We start from the raw sequence: 16,746 nt of genomic DNA, 5'->3' as shown, positions 1-16,746 counted from the left end.
CCCCCTGATCTGGGGTTGATCATAGCGAACCGAGTCGGATTAGTCCTGACTCACCGCACCGATCTTGTGGATCGACAGATCGGCCCCGTAGTACTCCTCTTCCTGGCTCAAGCGTAGGCCATGCACGGCCTTGATCGCGCCGTACACGGCAAAGCCACCGATCAGGGCCACCACCACCCCCAAGCCGGTGCCGATCAACTGGCTGACCAGGCTGACGCCACCCAGGCCGCCCAACGCCTGCTGGCCGAAGATCCCACAGGCAATCCCGCCCCAGACCCCACACAGGCCATGCAACGGCCAGACGCCAAGCACATCGTCGATCTTCCACTGGCTCTGGGCCGCGATAAAACACCAGACGAACAAGCCGCCCGCCACCACGCCGGTCACCAGCGCGCCCACCGGGTGCATCAGGTCGGAACCGGCACAGATCGCCACCAGCCCGGCCAGGGGGCCGTTGTGCAGGAAGCCCGGATCGTTGCGGCCGATGATCAGCGCCGCCACCGTGCCGCCGACCATCGCCATCAACGAATTGACCGCCACCAGCCCACTCACCCCTTGCAGGGTCTGCGTGCTCATGACGTTGAAGCCGAACCAGCCGACGATCAGGATCCACGACCCCAGGGCCAGGAACGGAATGCTCGACGGTGCGAACGCCACCAACCGCCCCTCGCGGTAGCGACCCTGACGCGGCCCCAGCAAGAGCACCGCCGCCAGCGCCAGCCAGCCACCCATGGCGTGCACCACCACGGAGCCGGCGAAGTCATGGAAGCTGGCGCCAAAGCGCGCCAGCAGCCAGGCTTGCAGGCCGAAGTTACCGTTCCAGACCAGGCCTTCGAAAAACGGGTAGACAAAGGCTACGATCAGGGCGGTGGCGCACAACTGCGGGGCAAACCGCGCACGCTCGGCAATCCCGCCGGAAATGATCGCCGGAATCGCCGCCGCGAAGGTCAGCAGGAAAAAGAACTTCACCAGGCCATAGCCGTGGTCGCCGCTGATTTGCGCCGCCGGCTGTAAAAAGCTCACACCGTAGGAAATCCAGTAACCTATAAAGAAATAGGCCAGGGTCGAAATCGCGAAGTCGCTGAGGATTTTCGACAAGGCATTGACCTGGTTCTTTTGCCGAACGGTGCCGACCTCGAGAAAGGCGAAACCGGCGTGCATGGCCAGGACCATGACCGCCCCGAGCAGAATGAACAGGGTGTTGGAACCGTGGACCAGAGTGTCCACAGCGCTTTGCAAATTTTCCATGGAGACGGCAGACCTGAAGTCAGGGAAAAGCACCAAAGCAGTTCAATTACTACGCATTTCGCACCAGATTGGCGCCACACCGAGCCGAGAGCGAACCGCTTTGGCGCAGGACGAAACACGCAGCGCGAGGAACCCTCGGGTTTTTTCCGCGTTTTTTGATTATTTGAGGTATGGTTTTCGCAGGCCAGGGCCCTGGCGCGCCCAAATACAGCGCACATGCCCGGCACAACGCACCAGCACAAAGCAAAAGCTGTACCAGCCGATCGCAGTGAACCTTCAGCCCGGGTCCACACTCGAAACCTGCACAGACTTTTCACGGACGCTTTTTCATAGATAGCTTTTCACGGAGAACATCATGGCTCGCAAAACGGCACAGACGGCTCAAGAAATACTGATGGCGGATTTCCAGACCCTGGTCAGCGACACCGAGCGCCTGCTCGAGCACACCGCCAGTCTTGCTGGCGACCAGGCCGATGAGCTGCGCACACAGATTCACGAAAGCCTGCTCAAGGCCCGCGAAACCCTGCAACTGACCGAAGCCTCCCTGCGCGATCGCGGCCAGGCGGCGGTCGACGCGACCGAAGCCTACGTCCAGGCCAAACCCTGGCAGTCCATCGGGATTGCCGCCGGTATCGGCTTTATCGTCGGCCTGCTGGCGACGCGGCGCTGATATGGCCGGGGATGAATCGAGCGGCAGCGGTGCCTCGAGTCGCCGCCTGGGTGCGGCGTTCCTCGGCCTGTTGCACAGCCATGTTGAATTGTTCGGCATCGAGCTCCAGGAGCAGAAGGCCCGGACCGTCAGCCTGTTGCTGTTCGCCGGGCTGACCCTGGTGTTCGGCCTGTTGCTGCTGGTGGGGCTGTCGGCGCTGGTACTGATCCTGCTCTGGGACACCGCGCGCCTGGCCGGGATCATCGGCCTTTGCGTGTTTTACTGCATGGCCGCGCTGTTCTGCGCCCTGCGCCTGAAAGCGGCGATCTTCGATGAGTCGTCGCCCTTCCATGCCACCCTTGAAGAGTTGGCCAACGACCGCGAGCGACTGCTGCCATGAGCCTGCCCGACCTGACGCACCTCCATACCCGGCGTGATATGCGCAAGGCGCTGATCCGCCTGCGCATGGAAATGCATCGCCAGGAAATCCGCCATGAGTCCCGGGAACTGCTGCAACCCTTGCAGCGCATGCGCGGCCTGGGTCGGAACTGGCAGGCCAACCTGGGCCTCAAGCACGCGCCTCTGTGGGGAATCGGCATCGTCACGCTGCTGGGCTTCATGAGCGGCAGGGGCGCCAAGGGCGGCGGCGTCGACAGCCTGTCGCGCTGGGCGCGCCTGGGGGCCAGCCTGTTGCCGCTGATTCGGCTGGCGCTGCGGGGCACCGCGTCCAAACCCTGACGCCAGAAAAGCTGGCTGCATTCTTGCAGTAGCCATCGGGTTGAGCACGAACCTTCGGGCTCGCGCTCAATCTGCCTTGCCCGCCGCAGCCAGACTTATAAGACCCAGCCCAAGGAGGCACCGTGATCGACGGGCAACCGCTCGCCTGCTTTCAGCCGTTCATCGATACCGCCACCGGCCGTATCGCCGGTGTCGAGGCCCTTGGCCGACTGCGCCAGGACAATGGACAACTGACCTCCGTGGGCCCCCTGTTCGCCGATCCGCGAACCCCCTCCGCCGCACTGCGACGCCTGGACCGGCAGATCCGCGACAACGCCCTCAGCCGGCTGCATGAAGCGCCCCCGGACTGGTTCCTGAGCCTGAACATGTCGCCGCGCTGGATCAGCCGCCTGAGCAATGGCCAGGCCCTGCCGAGCCTCAAGCAACTGGCGCAGTACGCTGTCGACCCACGGCGCATCGTCTTCGAAATCACCGAACTGGGGGGCGACAGCCTGCGCCTGGCGGAAGTGGTCAAGCGCTATCGAGAGGCCGGCGCACGGATCGCCATCGACGATTTCGGCGCCGGGTATTCCCAACTCGATCGCGTGCTGGCCTTGCAGCCGGACATTCTCAAGCTCGATATGCGCCTGTTCCAGGCCGCGGCGCGCGGCGGTCCCAGCAGCGAAGTGGTCAAGGCCCTGGCGCAAATGGCGGAAAAGACCGGCTGCTGGATCATCGCCGAAGGCGTGGAAACCGAGGCCGAGCTGAATTTCGCCCTGGAATGCGGCTCGCGTTACGTCCAGGGTTATCTGTTCGCCAAGGCCGAACTGGACTTCTTTGCCACCGATGCCTTTGTCGCCCGCTTCGCCGAACTGCGCGAGCGTTATGTGCAGCAGAAGCTGGCCGAGCGCGCGCGCCTGATGAACCTGCGCCAGCAACTGGGCGGGCTCATGGCCACACTGCAGAGCTGGGCCCAGGGCCAGGCACCGCTCAGCCAGTTGCCACGGCCCGACGGTTACCCCTGGCTGCTGCGTTTCTACCAGTGCGATCGCCACGGCACCCAGCTCACGCCCAATCTGGAATGGCGCCACAATGCCTGGCAGGCCGACAGCAGCTACCTGGGCCACAACTGGTCCTGGCGGCCCTACTTCTATCACCTGCTGGCCGAAGGCTGGGACGAGCGCCGTCTGATCCTTTCCAGCACCTATCGCGACGCCACCAGCAACCAGTATTGCCTGACCGCCGGGCAATTCTTCGGCAACGGCCAGCGGCTGCTGCTGATCGACATCGACGCCGCCGGCCTATAAGGTTTGCCTGCACAGGTTTACTTGCACAGTTTTGCTTGCAGGCCGGCACACTAAACGGGAAGCTGGGGCATCAGTCACCGACGGAGAGCCCCGCCTTGGATTGGCACACCCTGCTTACCCGCGAACGTCTCGGGAAATCGCTGCACAGCCCTGAAGAACTGGGCCGCAGCCCCTTCCACAAAGACCACGACCGCATCATCTTCTCCGGAGCCTTCCGGCGCCTGGGGCGCAAGACCCAGGTCCACCCGGTGACCAGCAACGACCATATCCACACCCGCCTGACCCACTCGCTGGAAGTCAGTTGTGTCGGTCGCTCCCTGGGTATGCGCGTCGGTGAAACCCTGCGCGATGCCCTGCCCGACTGGTGCGAACCGAGCGACCTGGGCATGGTCGTGCAATCGGCCTGCCTGGCCCATGACATCGGCAACCCGCCGTTCGGCCACTCCGGCGAGGACGCCATTCGCCACTGGTTCCAGCAGGCGGCCGGGCGCGGCTGGCTGGACGGCATGAGCGTGGCCGAAGGCAATGACTTCCTCAATTTCGAAGGCAACGCCCAGGGCTTCCGGGTCCTGACCCAGCTGGAATATCACCAGTTCGAAGGCGGTACCCGCCTGACCTACGCCACCCTCGGCACCTACCTCAAGTACCCGTGGACGGCGCGCCACGCCGATTCCCTGGGCTACAAGAAACACAAGTTCGGCTGCTACCAGAGCGAACTGCCGATTCTCGAGCAGATCGCCCACAAGCTCGGCCTGCCACAGTTGGAGGAACAACGCTGGGCGCGCCACCCGCTGGTCTACCTGATGGAGGCCGCCGACGATATCTGCTATGCCCTGATCGACCTGGAAGACGGCCTGGAAATGGACCTGCTCGAGTATGCCGAGGTCGAGTCCCTGCTGCTCGGCCTGGTGGGCGACGACCTGCCGGAAACCTATCGGCAACTCGGGCCGCAGGACTCCCGTCGACGCAAGCTGGCGATCCTGCGCGGCAAGGCCATCGAACACTTGACCAACGCCGCGGCCAGGGCCTTCGTCGAGCAACAGGACGCGCTGCTGGCCGGGACCCTGCCAGGGGATCTGGTCGAGCATATGCATGGCCCGGCCAAACGCTGCGTGCTCAACGCCAAGGACATCGCCCGCAAGAAAATCTTCCAGGACAAGCGCAAGACCCTCCACGAGATCGGCGCCTACACCACCCTGGAAATCCTCTTGAACGCCTTCTGTGGCGCGGCCCTGGAACAACACGGCGGACGTACGCCGTCGTTCAAGCATCGGCGTATCCTCGACCTGCTCGGCAACAGCGCCCCCCGGCCCGAGTGGCCGCTGCACAGCTCGTTCCTGCGGGTGATCGACTTCATCGCCGGCATGACCGACAGCTACGCCAGTGAAATGGCCCGGGAAATGACCGGTCGCTCCAGCCCGGTATAAACCCCAGCCGCCCGCCCCTGATCAGGGCGGGCTGTCTAGCGGGATAAAACCTACATCGGCGAGAGAATGAACTGATTGATCATGGCTTCGGCCCACTGAAATAATTGCTTTCCTCTTATGTCTGCCGCCCACACTCAAGCTGACCTGCCATTCAACAAGCGCCCGATTCCAGGCATATTTTCCTACACAGCGCCTATCTATGTAGCCTTGTCCCGAGCCGACAGGTCGCCCGGAAAACACCATGCCCAAACACAACTTACGCGTGTTGCTGGTAGAGGATCACCCCTTTCAACTGGCCGCCACCCAGAGCCTGCTCAACAGCTATGGCTTCCACGCCCTGACGCCAACGCTCAACGCCCGGGAAGCCATGAGTGCACTGAATTCGGCGCACACCCCGTTCGACCTGATGTTGTGCGACCAGTGCCTGCCGGACGTCCTCGGGCTGGACCTGATCGAAACCGCCTGCCGCAGCGGCATGATCAAACAGGCGATCCTGCTCAGCAGCCTCAGCAGCGAAGAACTCGCGGCCCTCAGCGCCCTCGCGCTGGAGCGACGGCTGCCCTTGCTCGGCTGCCTGAGCAAACCGCTGAACGGCCCGGACCTGCAGAGCGCCCTGGGCCTGGATCGCTACCCGCATGAGGCACGCGGCCCTGCCGAGCCCTAGCCATCGCCGAGCCTCATCCCGGCGCGCCGACGTGACCTGCCCCCCCCTGCCCCGACTCCGCCCGGGGGCGGCAATGGCAAAAACATGCCTACCAGCAAGTAGGACATTTCCCAAAACATTATAAGAATTTATAAAGCATCAACCATTCCGTATAACCACCCCATTCAATACTGAACGGCTCTTCCCTTTCAAACTTGCGTCATGCGTAAGTCGAAACCCTATTTAAAGTAGGAATATTCCTATACTACCTCTGTAGGGCCTTCCCTTCATGCGCCCGCTTGTCCAACTGAGCTAAGGTTCGCGCTTTCCAAACAGCTCGTATGGGACTTTATTATGAACTCGGTTTTTATCGTCGACGACCACCCCGTTGTCCGCCTGGCCATCAGGATATTGTTGGAACAAGAAGATTGTTATGAAATAGTCGGGGAAACCGATAACGGTGTCGACGCGATGCAAATGGTCCGCGAATGCATGCCGGACCTGGTGATCCTCGATATCAGTATCCCCAAACTCGACGGCCTGGAGGTGCTGGCCCGCTTCAATGCAATGAATTCGCCGCTCAAGACCCTGGTGCTGACGGCGCAGACGCCCAACCTGTTCGCCATGCGCTGCATGCAGTCCGGCGCCTCGGGCTATGTCTGCAAGGCCGAAGACTTGAGCGAGTTGCTGAGTGCGATCAAGGCGGTACTGTCCGGCTACAATTACTTCCCAAGCCAGGCGTTGATCGGTGCTCGAAAAGAGGGGCCGGAAAATCCGGAGATCGAACTCTTCAAACTCGTCAATGATCGGGAACTGATGGTCCTGCAATTGTTTGCCCAGGGCCGGACCAACAAGGAAATCGCCAAGGGTATGTTTCTCAGCAACAAGACCGTCAGTACCTACAAGAAAAGACTTATGCAAAAACTCAAGGCCAAATCCCTGGTAGAGCTTATCGAGATGGCCAAACGCAACGCGGTAGTGTGAGAAAACCAATGCCCATGCGCATAAAGGACTATCTGATGGTGATCACAGGCTTGTGCCTGTGCCTGTCAGCGCTTGCAGAGACCCCGGGTATCACCCACTTCTCATTACTCAGCCGTTCAAGCGCCAGCCACATGGAGGTCGTGCTGGACAAGGAGCAACGGCGCTGGGTCGAGGACAAGCGCGAGCTGGTGCTCGGCACCTCCGCCCCGGATTACCCGCCTTTCGACATGACCGTCAGCGGCCATGACTATGAAGGCATCACCGCCGACTACGCCGGTATCCTGGCCAAGGCCCTGGGCCTGCCGATCAAGGTGCAGAGCTTTGCCACCCGCGAAGCCGCCATCAGTGCCCTCGAACAAGGCCGAATCGACCTGCTCGGCAGCGCCAACGGCTTCGAGGCGGTGAACAAGAACATTGCGCTGTCGACCCCCTACGCCATCGACCAGCCGGTGCTGGTCACCCGTGAAAACGAAACCCGCGCCCTGAGCGATGGCCTGGCGGGCATGCGCCTGAGCATGGTCTACCACTACCTGCCACTGGACGAGATCAAGAGCCTTTATCCCAATGCCACGCTGCAGTTCTACCCGTCCTACCTGAACGCGCTCAACGCCGTGGCGTTCGACCAGGCCGACGTGTTTCTCGGCGACACCATCTCGACCCACTACCTGATCAACAAGGGCTATTTGCGCAATGTGAAAATGGCCAACTTCGGCAAGCACGAGGCCTACGGCTTCAGCTTTGCCGTGCGCGGTGACAACGCCGCCCTGCTGGGCGCCGTCAACGCCACCCTGAAGGCGATCCCCACCAGCGAGCGCGAGAGTATCGCCCACCGCTGGAGCGCCGGCAGCGACATCCTGCTGACCGACCACAAGCTGCAACTGACCGCGCGCGAAGAACGCTGGATCAAGGAGCACCCGGTGGTCCGCGTGGTGGTCAACGAAGCCCTGGCGCCGATCACCTTCTTCGACGCCGACAACAGTTTCCGTGGCGTCACCGCCGACCTGCTGGAACTGATCCGCCTGCGCACCGGCCTGCGTTTCGACGTGCAGCGCTCGCGCAGCCTGGACGACATGATCAACCGGATCAAAAACGACCAGGCCGACATTATCGCCGCCGTCAGCCCGACCAATGAACGCGAGAACATCCTGCATTTCAGCCGGCCGTACATGGAGAACTCGTTCGTGCTGCTGACGGCCAAGGGCCGCGACAACGTCAACAACCTCGACCAGATGCAGGGCCGGCGCCTGGCGGTGATCCGCGGCAACCCGCTGATCGACTACCTGCGCAGCGATTTCCCGCAGATCAAGCTGATTGAAACCGACGACAGCCTCAAGGCGGTCGAACTGCTCGCCCAGGGCCAGGCGGAAGGCGCGGTGAGTTCGCTGGTGATCGCCAACTACCTGATCGCCTCGCAAACCTTCGACGACAAGCTGCAGATCAGCGCGACCATCGGCACCCAGCAGGCGATCTTCGCCCTGGCCACTGCCCGTGGGGCCACGGAGCTGGGCTCGATTCTCGACAAGGCGCTGCTGAGCATCGCCCCGGACGAACTGGGCATCATCAACAGTCGCTGGCGCGGCTACACACCATCGTCCGAGAGCTACTGGCGCAACTACCATCGGCTGATCCTGCAGATCGTCATGGGGGCCGGCGCGCTGCTGCTGCTCTCGCTGGGCTGGAACGCCTACATGCGCCGGCAGATCCGACAACGGCAACTGGCCGAGCGGGCCCTGAGCGACCAGTTCGAATTCATGCGCGCGCTGGTCAACGGCACCCCGCACCCGATCTATGTGCGTGATCGCGAAGGCTTGTTGCAGACCTGCAACGACAGCTACCTGCAAGCCTTCTCGACCAAGCTCGAGGATGTGATCGGCAAGCGGGTCATGGACGCCTACCAGGGCAACGCCTTCGAGGCCCGGGAATACCAGGCCGACTACCAGCGGGTGATGGACGAAGGCACGGCGCAGATCTGCGACCGCACCCTGCATATCGGCGACCGCCGGATGACCATCTATCACTGGATCCTGCCCTACCGTAACTCCCTGGGCGAGGTGCAGGGCATCATCGGCGGCTGGATCGACATCAGCGAACGCCGCGAACTGTTCGAAGAACTGCGCGCGGCCAAGGACCAGGCCGACAGCGCCAACCGGGCCAAGAGCACCTTCCTGGCAACCATGAGCCACGAAATCCGCACACCGATGAACGCGGTGATCGGCATGCTAGAACTGACCCTCAAGCGCGCGGACCAGGGCCACCTCGATCGCCCCGCCATCGAAGTCGCCTACAACTCGGCCAAGGACCTGCTGGAACTGATCGGCGATATCCTCGATATAGTTCGTTTTGCTTTTTACCTACCTCATCACAACCCCTACAGCTCAGGGATTTAGAGGGCTTTGCTGACATGATGACTTTGACGATCATCAATACCCGTAAGGCTTTCCGTCTTATTAAAGCGGCACCACATTTTTTGTATTACCTCTAATTTTTGCAACACCATATAGTCCCCACCCAATGGGCACGCGCCCACGAGTCTTCAAATATATTAAAAGAATAAACAGCAACAAAAAACAACTATACAAAACCAAGCAATAATATCAAAATAATTAATAACCCATGCAAATCACGAACCAACTTCCACATGAAATAAAACTGTTGACTTAGTATCCGATAGACATTTGAATTCAACGATTCCGCTGTCGGATTCAGGTCATGCTCGCCACCTACCATATCAACGAATTCCCACTCCTGGCCATTGAGCCAGGCATGCAGGAAAAGCTCTTTCGCATCGCCAAGAACGAAAAAAATTCTTTGAGCGCGATAAAATATCTAAATGCATACTTGCATGTCACAAACTTTAGATTAGATGCGATCAGCACCTTAGAAGACATCGACACCGTACTTTATGGTTTTGAAGGCTTCCTTATAAAAGAGACTGAACCCTTAACAATTTTCGTCACAAAGCTCTATAACAAAGTCCGAAAAATACTTGCAGAATTTGCCGGCTTAAAAATAAAAGCCTCAAATAACCACAAACAACAAAAGTTAGAGAATCGTCACAACACAAGTTTGAAATTTTGGGAATTCATTACCAAATCCTCAAGCACATTGAAATACTACGAGGGATGGTATTCCGCTGCTAGGAATGGAAAAAAACAATTTATCAATCTGATCCCATTTTATTTGAGCTACGGGGAAAAGCTCACCGATTACTTGTTAACACTGGTGGACGATGTCTGCATTCGTTATTCACATAATTCGTGCAGGCAGCGTGCCAACCACTTAAAGAGAATAGTAGCGCTACTTTGCAAGCTATATCCAACGAGGGAAAATCTACTCCTTTTGCAATCTGGTAGAAACGTAAATGAATTCGTAGAGATTCTTTTCGCGCAATGGAAGTCCGAGGTGATCATCAAGGAACTTAGCCTTGAGGGATTTTACAAAGAATGGCCTCAGGCTCTCATGACGATAAAGGACATACTTCTAGGCACTGCAATAATGGGCGAGCCACATTACCCTTTATTTAGCCCAACATATAAGTCGTCGTCACAAAAAGATAAAACAAAGACGCTATACGACAAAGCGCTCATGGATATTCCGCTGACAATATCGGATGATGATGCGCTCAGGGTATTCTCGTCCGGAATTGACGAAGACGTAAACTATGTCCAAGACTGCTGCAATGAGGCTCGCTTACAAGCGGTGCGAGATCACGAGGAGACAATAGACAAGGCAAAAAACGGCATCGTTATAAATAACTTTGAAAACCTCAAAACTGGGCGAGACTTTACCCCAGCAGATGTATGCCGCACCTGGGTAGAGTACGGTTACAATATCGCAGACACTGGAATATTTGAGGCCATAAACGCTGGAGCGGTAAAAAGGATTATCAAACCCCTTGGGGCATTTACTTTGATTCCTTTCATGATGCTTCTCGTCCGGCATCATCCTTTCATTACCCCATCTTGGCTTCTCGGATTCGAGCTTTTCGACAAGACTGGGAGGCAGGTAAATTATATCCAAGCCGGCCTTGACTGGATTGCGATTGGATACAAGCCTCGCGCTACGGGCCACGAAGAGCAATCAGTAACTCTAACAGACACTACTAAAGCTATATTTGACGAAATCATCGAAATTACTAAACCAGCGCGAGATTTCTTAAAGTCAGTTGGCAACGACAGCTATAGGATGCTATTTCTCAGCGGGGGGAGAAACTTCGGCACCCCAATAGCAATTCAGACCCTCTCCTCGATTTCGAATCCTAAACATAAAATCCCGCTCGCATCTACGATTCTAAAAAGGGCGAGATCTGACCTGGACAAAGCGCGAGCCAAACGGATACTTGAGGCTTTATCATTACGAAGCCTCAGAGCAACAGTCGCAATCCAAACCTACGTTAAGACATTGAGCAGAATAGCTGTCACGATGCTGTTGCGGCATGCCGAGGACAGCAAGCATCTTGTAGATGAATATGTGCCCTCCGCCCTCATTCAGTTCATGATGGAACGGTGGATTCGATTATTTCAGAACGCAATCATATACGAAGCCATGAAGGATAGTCCTTATTTGTTGGCCTCCTTGGATTTCAACACCCAGGAAGAACTTGATGACTTCCTTAAGATCCACAAAGATAACTATGTGATTGTTGGCAAGCCCCTACCGAAAGACAATCATACCAGCCACGACTATAACAGCGACACTGCTGACCGACTGTATATAGAACTAAACCTCGAAAAGATAGAAGTACTTCTGTGCATCTACGAGATTGCGAACTCTGCTCTCCAAGCTGGGGCGCCAATTACAGCTGTGGCTGAAAAATGGTTCGCCATTGCGGCTTTAATTTATCAAGCGGTGCATTTGCACCGCGAGGGAGTACTACAAGCCTATTGCTCTCGGAGCGTACTCACATTGTTTTCCAAAGCAAATCCGAGCCCATACTTGCAGGAAAAACTAAAAGAAGTTATTTATGCCTGAAGCCACTAAGCAACTACACGTGATCGAACACAAAAAGCTGACCGGATATGAGCTAACCGGTAATAGTCCGCTACAAGAGGCCCGCGAGTTAAGAGACTACATATTCTCAACGATGTCAGCGGGAAGCCCCATCACCAAGCCTTACTGGTTCACGCCCGACACTGAGTTCAATAAACCTCAATGGAATTTGTTGATCCCTCTGAAATCCGGCCTCTCCCTGACAAGAAAAATCGACTTTAACGTAGATCTCTACGACGGTTCAAATTTGCTCGATCCAAAAAACGAGAATTTGCTTGAGGCATTTCGATATCTGATCGCCTATCGCATCCATCATAGATATACAGGTGGTCAAGTATACGCCCCAGAATATGCATATCAGCTTATCACTCGAACTCTGCAAATTGCAGATTGGATACTGCTCAACGGCGAACGATTTGAAATTTGCAAACAAGGGCTCGCCCAACTTAATGCAAACAGCATCAACCACCTACTAAACGAAATCACTATCCTCCCAACAAGCGAAGCAATATACAACTACTCCACAAGATTAACAGAATGGATCAAGGACCATCTTTATTTGGTATCTGACCATGACATAAAAGAGGCAACTGCACAGAACGAGTTAATTCTCGACATTGAAAACATTGATCGAGAACTCGACTTGAGTGACGATGAACTCATCAAGGCACGAGTGCTCTTTTTAAAAATTGGTTATTATGAAAAAGTAAACGGCACTCTTCTTTTAAGAGCTAAGCCAATACTGAATAAAATCTATTCAGGCACATTCAATGGACGTTCAATCAGACCGCTCCACTTTAGCGAGCTAAATATCGGCGAGCCATCGTATGTCGCGGAGTTTCCGCCGGTAGAAGTAAGGAGAAATGAAAAGGAGGGCGCATCTCACAGGACAATCAACAGCTACATTCAAACATTCAAAATGCTTTCTGTCATTGAGGAATGCGAGACAGGAGTAGATGCTGCCATGCTCCAGGGTCTGACATTAGACCGTGTGATTGCGGGCAAAGAGTTCATTCAATCCATGCGCTACAGGACTGTCCCCATTGAGATTACACTACAAGCTATCAGGTGCAGCATTGAGTTTCTGTTTGAAAATGCTGGCTGGATACTTGATGCTGTTCACTGCGTCATTGAGGCGAAGGCTGTTCAAAAGACAGAAGCCAGCTCTTTCCAAGAGTTCGCAATAAGCGTATTACCTGAGCACATTCTTGCACGAGGGATTCGTTATTGGTCTGTGCAAAGGTCGAACCCCGGATTCTACAAGATGCTGCGAGCGAATTCCACATTAGCTGAGCTTTATCAAGTGCTGGTTGGATCAATTCAGATTGTCACCGGGGCAGTTATGGCTAGGCGCCGGGACGAACTAAGCTACTTAGATAGTGATAACTGTTTGGAGCCGAGTACAGACCCCTCCCTACCCGAGAATGCTAATACTCATTATTACTTGGTCTTCGACGGAGCTAAGCTCGGCGCAGCAGGTCAGCGCGAAGAACTGAAGCGACCTTTGCCAAGAGTAGCAGCATTATTTATTTGGAAGTTGAAAGAATTTAATCGCCGCATAGACTCAATTACCCCCGATAAAGCAAGCTCGCTTTTTAGAGGCATAAGCAGAATAAACGCAGCTGTTACTCAAGGCAGCCGATTCACTCATTATAACACTGTAAACATTACTTGCGATTACTTCCAACTTCCTACAATAGTGAAAGAAGGGGTGGAAAAGCGGTACTACATCCGACAGCATCAGCTCCGTCGCTTTTTTGCCATTGCCTTTTTTTGGGGAACCGATAATCCTGACTTCGAAACACTGAGTTACATGCTTGGACACACGGACGCTAAGCTTTTTTACCATTACGTCACCGAACACGTAACAGGACGCATCTTACGCGAAGCTAAGGCTAATCGGATCCAGGCTAGCCTGAAGGCTGGCCGACAAGATATTAAAGGCATTGACGAGCTGGTCGCAAAGCTTCGCAAGCAGTTTAATGCCAAGCAGGTTCATATCAAGACTTACAACGAGGTGTTCAACAGCCTAACACCCATGCACAAAAACAACCTTATTGAAACCCAGCCAGATTTCGACAAATACCTCGCGTCCCATGCATGCGAAGGTCATGTACTCGATTACCTCACAGAAGGAAAAGTCACACTAGAGCCAGACTTCTTTGAGGTAGTAAACGCTAATGGACAAGTCGTATCCAAGTTTAACCTTGTGTTAAAAGTTAAGGACATTGAATGAACATTTCAATGGTGAGCGTCGAAATAGTCATTCGAAAAATGGAGTTCCTGAAGGAACTCCATAAAGTTGATATGCCTGATGCAATAGAACCGGTCATTCTTGAAGGAATTAAGTCTCAAGCGTCATTTGCTGCTTTCAAACACCCTAAGCTCTTACTCCACCCGATTTCCATAAATCACCTAAAAACCACGGCCGACATCGTGCTAGATGGGGGTTTTATCGGGTTGGATAGCTTGCGCAAGGAGGTTTACCGCCAATTGACGGCCACTAAAGAAAAAGAGTCTTTGCCCAGAAGTGACTCAAAGGGCGAGCTATTGAAAACTACCGCACAATTAAAAAGGCAGATTAGCATTCTCCGAGAAAACAACATGAATTTAACTTACGTGATCCGTGAAATTTTAGATCGCTATAAAAGTGTTGCGGTAGCCCCTCCCGCATCTATCAGAGCCCGCTACGCTACGGATGCGAGCGAAATTCACTCAATGTTAGCTGGGCTTGGCATGATCGCCTTGGTGCAATAATGGCTAGGCATTCACCAGGTATAGTCCGGCCTCTGGGTTCTGGATTTAAGCTCCCAGATACCGTCGATCCGAAGGGTCGGCTGACTCTGCGTAATGCCCCGAGCATCCCTTTCATCAGCTACCCAGATGGCACGCCATGTTTATTTGGCAATTTATTTATGCTTCATCTCTATGACCAAAACTATTCTATTACCGACGATGGAGGCTCACTCGAAGAGTATGCTAACCAGATCTCTCTTATCATTCGTTACACTTATGATAATAGAATCAGCTTGCTTAATATGACGGAGTCACGGATCAAAAATTTCCGCAATTGGATGAGAGGAAGAAAATTCAAAGGGAAGTCGCCAGGGACTCATAGGGTAAATACGGTGCTATCGACCACCCTTGACTTCCTCTATCATGCTGGGGTGCAAACTGGCTATCCAGAGTACATATCTCCGACAGGTGCTGTTAAAGCCGAAAGAATTGTTAAGTCTTCCATTCGACGAGCATCAGGCACGCTTGTTCAGATATTTGGATGGAAACACAGTTGCTTCTTGGTAGACGATGGTTTGGCCCGCACAGGCCAGCCAATCGGCGCAGACACACTTGAGGAGCTTTGGCTCCAAGTAGATCAGATTCCTTCTGACTTCATCCGTAGACGCACGGAAGTGTTAATTGGTCTGCTTGAGCATATCGGCGGCCGAAGAGCTGAAATTGGAAACGTACTTGTCTCTAGTATCATCGCCGCTTTGAGAACTGAGGATTTGGAGCCGTACATTACGATCCAATCTAGGAAAGGACAGCGAAATGCGACACGCGAAGTACCAGTACCACGGTATGTTCTTGAGGACGCCCTAGAGTTTATAAATACTGAACGCCGAACACTTCTACACCAAAGGGGCATTAAGCCAAGAACTGAAGACATGCTCTTCATTAGCGCTAGGACTGGACGGCCCATCGCCGTTAAACACATTACCTATACTTTCCACCAGCTTAAAAAAGCGGCCGGAATCAATGGAAAGGCTCATCCACACCAAATGAGACACTTGTACATCTCCAAGCGGTTTGAAGAAAGAGTCATGTCCGCGATTAGTGCCAGCTCCAGCCCATTGCTCTCGTTAGACTCCATCATACAAAAAACAGTTGCAGAAATTAAACAGTTTAGCGGCCATACATCCGACTCAGGCTTGAACACTTATGTGAAAAGCGTGAAAGAAAAAGTGCTCAACAAAATTCTAAAAATGGCTGAACTGCCTCATCATACTAACTCTAAGACTACTAATGCTGTCGACGCTCTTATAGAAGAGCTTTCTCAGGTTCAGCCCAATGATCTCGAAAAGTTTATCAAAAATAAGCTGAAGGAAATGCAAGAAAATAACGATTAATGAAAACTTGGCTGGATTTTGAAGGTTTTTCCTACACCCCGGCGCTTACCTCATGCAAGAAAGCGACGCTGCGCCCGGTTAATCATGCCTTGTAGAGGCTAACCTAGCCACGCCTAGTAACATAAGACCATCAGAACAACCAGCTGGTTGAGGTTAGTACCGATTGATCGCGCACTTAGCTACGAGCAATCACTTCACACTACTAGGCACTCCACCTGGATTGGCCGAGCACCGCGTGGCGGCGCTCCGACCAACCTGAACCGAAGATGCCACCCACGAAGCCGCACTAGTGTCGAGCGATCACGAAATCGATCAATGCCCCCTCCTCCCTATGCCTTAAGAAAGCATGCTTAGCGCTCCTAGAGAGCAGCTGGCGCTCGCCATCCAAGCTGAAGAGGTCTGGATTCGCTCACTAGAGATCGAGAACCAATCGAGACGTTTTGGAACGCGAGCAGCAAGGAATGAATACCTTTCCAGACTTTTTCTCGCTCTCACTCAAAACTGAATCACGGTGCTCAGGCGCCCCCTCCAGCACATTGGTGATACAAGAGCCGCAGATACCCTGCTGGCACGATGCGAGTACTTCAACGGCGGCTTCTTCAAGCACATCGGTAATCGATCAGTGGGAATGAAGAAGACCTGGCCTGTGCTGGCC

At 54.8% G+C, this 16,746-nt stretch carries 12 protein-coding genes and 1 pseudogene; 12 read left to right on the top strand and 1 reads right to left on the bottom strand.

Annotated elements, in window-relative coordinates:
• Positions 1-39: 39 nt before the first annotated feature.
• On the bottom strand, positions 40-1,248 hold the full coding sequence (locus M5C71_RS09240) for an ammonium transporter (protein WP_248767682.1): 1,209 nt from the start codon (positions 1,246-1,248) through the stop codon (positions 40-42).
• Between the two features lie 355 nt (positions 1,249-1,603).
• Between M5C71_RS09240 and M5C71_RS09235 the strand changes: the two genes are divergently transcribed.
• The 12 genes and pseudogenes from M5C71_RS09235 (at position 1,604) to M5C71_RS09180 (ending at position 16,091) form a co-directional block, all read left to right on the top strand.
• Positions 1,604-1,918: a DUF883 family protein gene (locus M5C71_RS09235; protein ID WP_103499317.1), complete on the top strand. Its 315-nt coding sequence runs from the start codon at positions 1,604-1,606 to the stop codon at positions 1,916-1,918.
• A gap of 1 nt (position 1,919) precedes the next feature.
• Positions 1,920-2,297 (top strand): phage holin family protein, encoded by a 378-nt coding sequence (locus tag M5C71_RS09230; protein WP_103499316.1) that lies wholly within the window; start codon positions 1,920-1,922, stop codon positions 2,295-2,297.
• Positions 2,294-2,635 (top strand): hypothetical protein, encoded by a 342-nt coding sequence (locus M5C71_RS09225; protein ID WP_103499315.1) that lies wholly within the window; start codon positions 2,294-2,296, stop codon positions 2,633-2,635. The genes M5C71_RS09230 and M5C71_RS09225 overlap by 4 nt, the downstream gene beginning before the upstream one ends.
• 122 nt (positions 2,636-2,757) lie before the next feature.
• Positions 2,758-3,921: an EAL domain-containing protein gene (locus tag M5C71_RS09220; RefSeq protein ID WP_103499314.1), complete on the top strand. Its 1,164-nt coding sequence runs from the start codon at positions 2,758-2,760 to the stop codon at positions 3,919-3,921.
• Between the two features lie 95 nt (positions 3,922-4,016).
• Entirely contained in the window at positions 4,017-5,348 is a 1,332-nt protein-coding gene (locus M5C71_RS09215; RefSeq protein WP_103499313.1) for a deoxyguanosinetriphosphate triphosphohydrolase, read from the top strand.
• 241 nt (positions 5,349-5,589) lie between these two features.
• Entirely contained in the window at positions 5,590-6,012 is a 423-nt protein-coding gene (locus tag M5C71_RS09210; protein ID WP_248767681.1) for a response regulator, read from the top strand.
• A gap of 333 nt (positions 6,013-6,345) precedes the next feature.
• Positions 6,346-6,975 carry a response regulator transcription factor gene (locus tag M5C71_RS09205; protein WP_040064687.1) on the top strand — a complete coding sequence of 210 codons (630 nt, stop codon included), beginning with the start codon at positions 6,346-6,348 and terminating at the stop codon, positions 6,973-6,975.
• Between the two features lie 8 nt (positions 6,976-6,983).
• Positions 6,984-9,308, top strand: a pseudogene (locus M5C71_RS09200) (transporter substrate-binding domain-containing protein); the annotation flags it as partial.
• Positions 9,309-9,684: 376 nt separating this feature from the next.
• The gene (locus M5C71_RS09195; protein WP_248767680.1) at positions 9,685-11,946 is read left to right on the top strand and encodes a hypothetical protein; all 2,262 of its coding nucleotides are present in this window, start codon (positions 9,685-9,687) and stop codon (positions 11,944-11,946) included.
• Positions 11,939-14,200 carry a hypothetical protein gene (locus M5C71_RS09190; RefSeq protein WP_248767679.1) on the top strand — a complete coding sequence of 754 codons (2,262 nt, stop codon included), beginning with the start codon at positions 11,939-11,941 and terminating at the stop codon, positions 14,198-14,200. Before M5C71_RS09195 ends, M5C71_RS09190 begins: the two co-directional genes overlap by 8 nt.
• Positions 14,197-14,721 carry a hypothetical protein gene (locus M5C71_RS09185; RefSeq protein WP_248767678.1) on the top strand — a complete coding sequence of 175 codons (525 nt, stop codon included), beginning with the start codon at positions 14,197-14,199 and terminating at the stop codon, positions 14,719-14,721. The genes M5C71_RS09190 and M5C71_RS09185 overlap by 4 nt, the downstream gene beginning before the upstream one ends.
• The gene (locus tag M5C71_RS09180; protein ID WP_248767677.1) at positions 14,721-16,091 is read left to right on the top strand and encodes a tyrosine-type recombinase/integrase; all 1,371 of its coding nucleotides are present in this window, start codon (positions 14,721-14,723) and stop codon (positions 16,089-16,091) included. The genes M5C71_RS09185 and M5C71_RS09180 overlap by 1 nt, the downstream gene beginning before the upstream one ends.
• Positions 16,092-16,746: the final 655 nt, after the last annotated feature.

The sequence above is a fragment of the Pseudomonas sp. MWU12-2345 genome (assembly GCF_023242385.1).
Taxonomy (GTDB): Bacteria; Pseudomonadota; Gammaproteobacteria; order Pseudomonadales; family Pseudomonadaceae; genus Aquipseudomonas; species Aquipseudomonas gingeri_D.
This window is presented reverse-complemented; position numbering and strand designations above follow the sequence as displayed.

Bases quoted from the DNA above. Each gene is read 5' to 3' on its own strand.
- M5C71_RS09205 (WP_040064687.1), top strand. From the start codon at position 6,346: ATGAACTCGGTTTTTATCGTCGACGACCACCCCGTTGTCCGCCTGGCC.
- M5C71_RS09225 (WP_103499315.1), top strand. From the start codon at position 2,294: ATGAGCCTGCCCGACCTGACGCACCTCCATACCCGGCGTGATATGCGC.
- M5C71_RS09235 (WP_103499317.1), top strand. From the start codon at position 1,604: ATGGCTCGCAAAACGGCACAGACGGCTCAAGAAATACTGATGGCGGAT.
- M5C71_RS09230 (WP_103499316.1), top strand. From the start codon at position 1,920: ATGGCCGGGGATGAATCGAGCGGCAGCGGTGCCTCGAGTCGCCGCCTG.
- M5C71_RS09190 (WP_248767679.1), top strand. From the start codon at position 11,939: ATGCCTGAAGCCACTAAGCAACTACACGTGATCGAACACAAAAAGCTG.
- M5C71_RS09180 (WP_248767677.1), top strand. From the start codon at position 14,721: ATGGCTAGGCATTCACCAGGTATAGTCCGGCCTCTGGGTTCTGGATTT.
- M5C71_RS09195 (WP_248767680.1), top strand. From the start codon at position 9,685: ATGCTCGCCACCTACCATATCAACGAATTCCCACTCCTGGCCATTGAG.
- M5C71_RS09210 (WP_248767681.1), top strand. From the start codon at position 5,590: ATGCCCAAACACAACTTACGCGTGTTGCTGGTAGAGGATCACCCCTTT.
- M5C71_RS09185 (WP_248767678.1), top strand. From the start codon at position 14,197: ATGAACATTTCAATGGTGAGCGTCGAAATAGTCATTCGAAAAATGGAG.
- M5C71_RS09240 (WP_248767682.1), bottom strand. From the start codon at position 1,248: ATGGAAAATTTGCAAAGCGCTGTGGACACTCTGGTCCACGGTTCCAAC.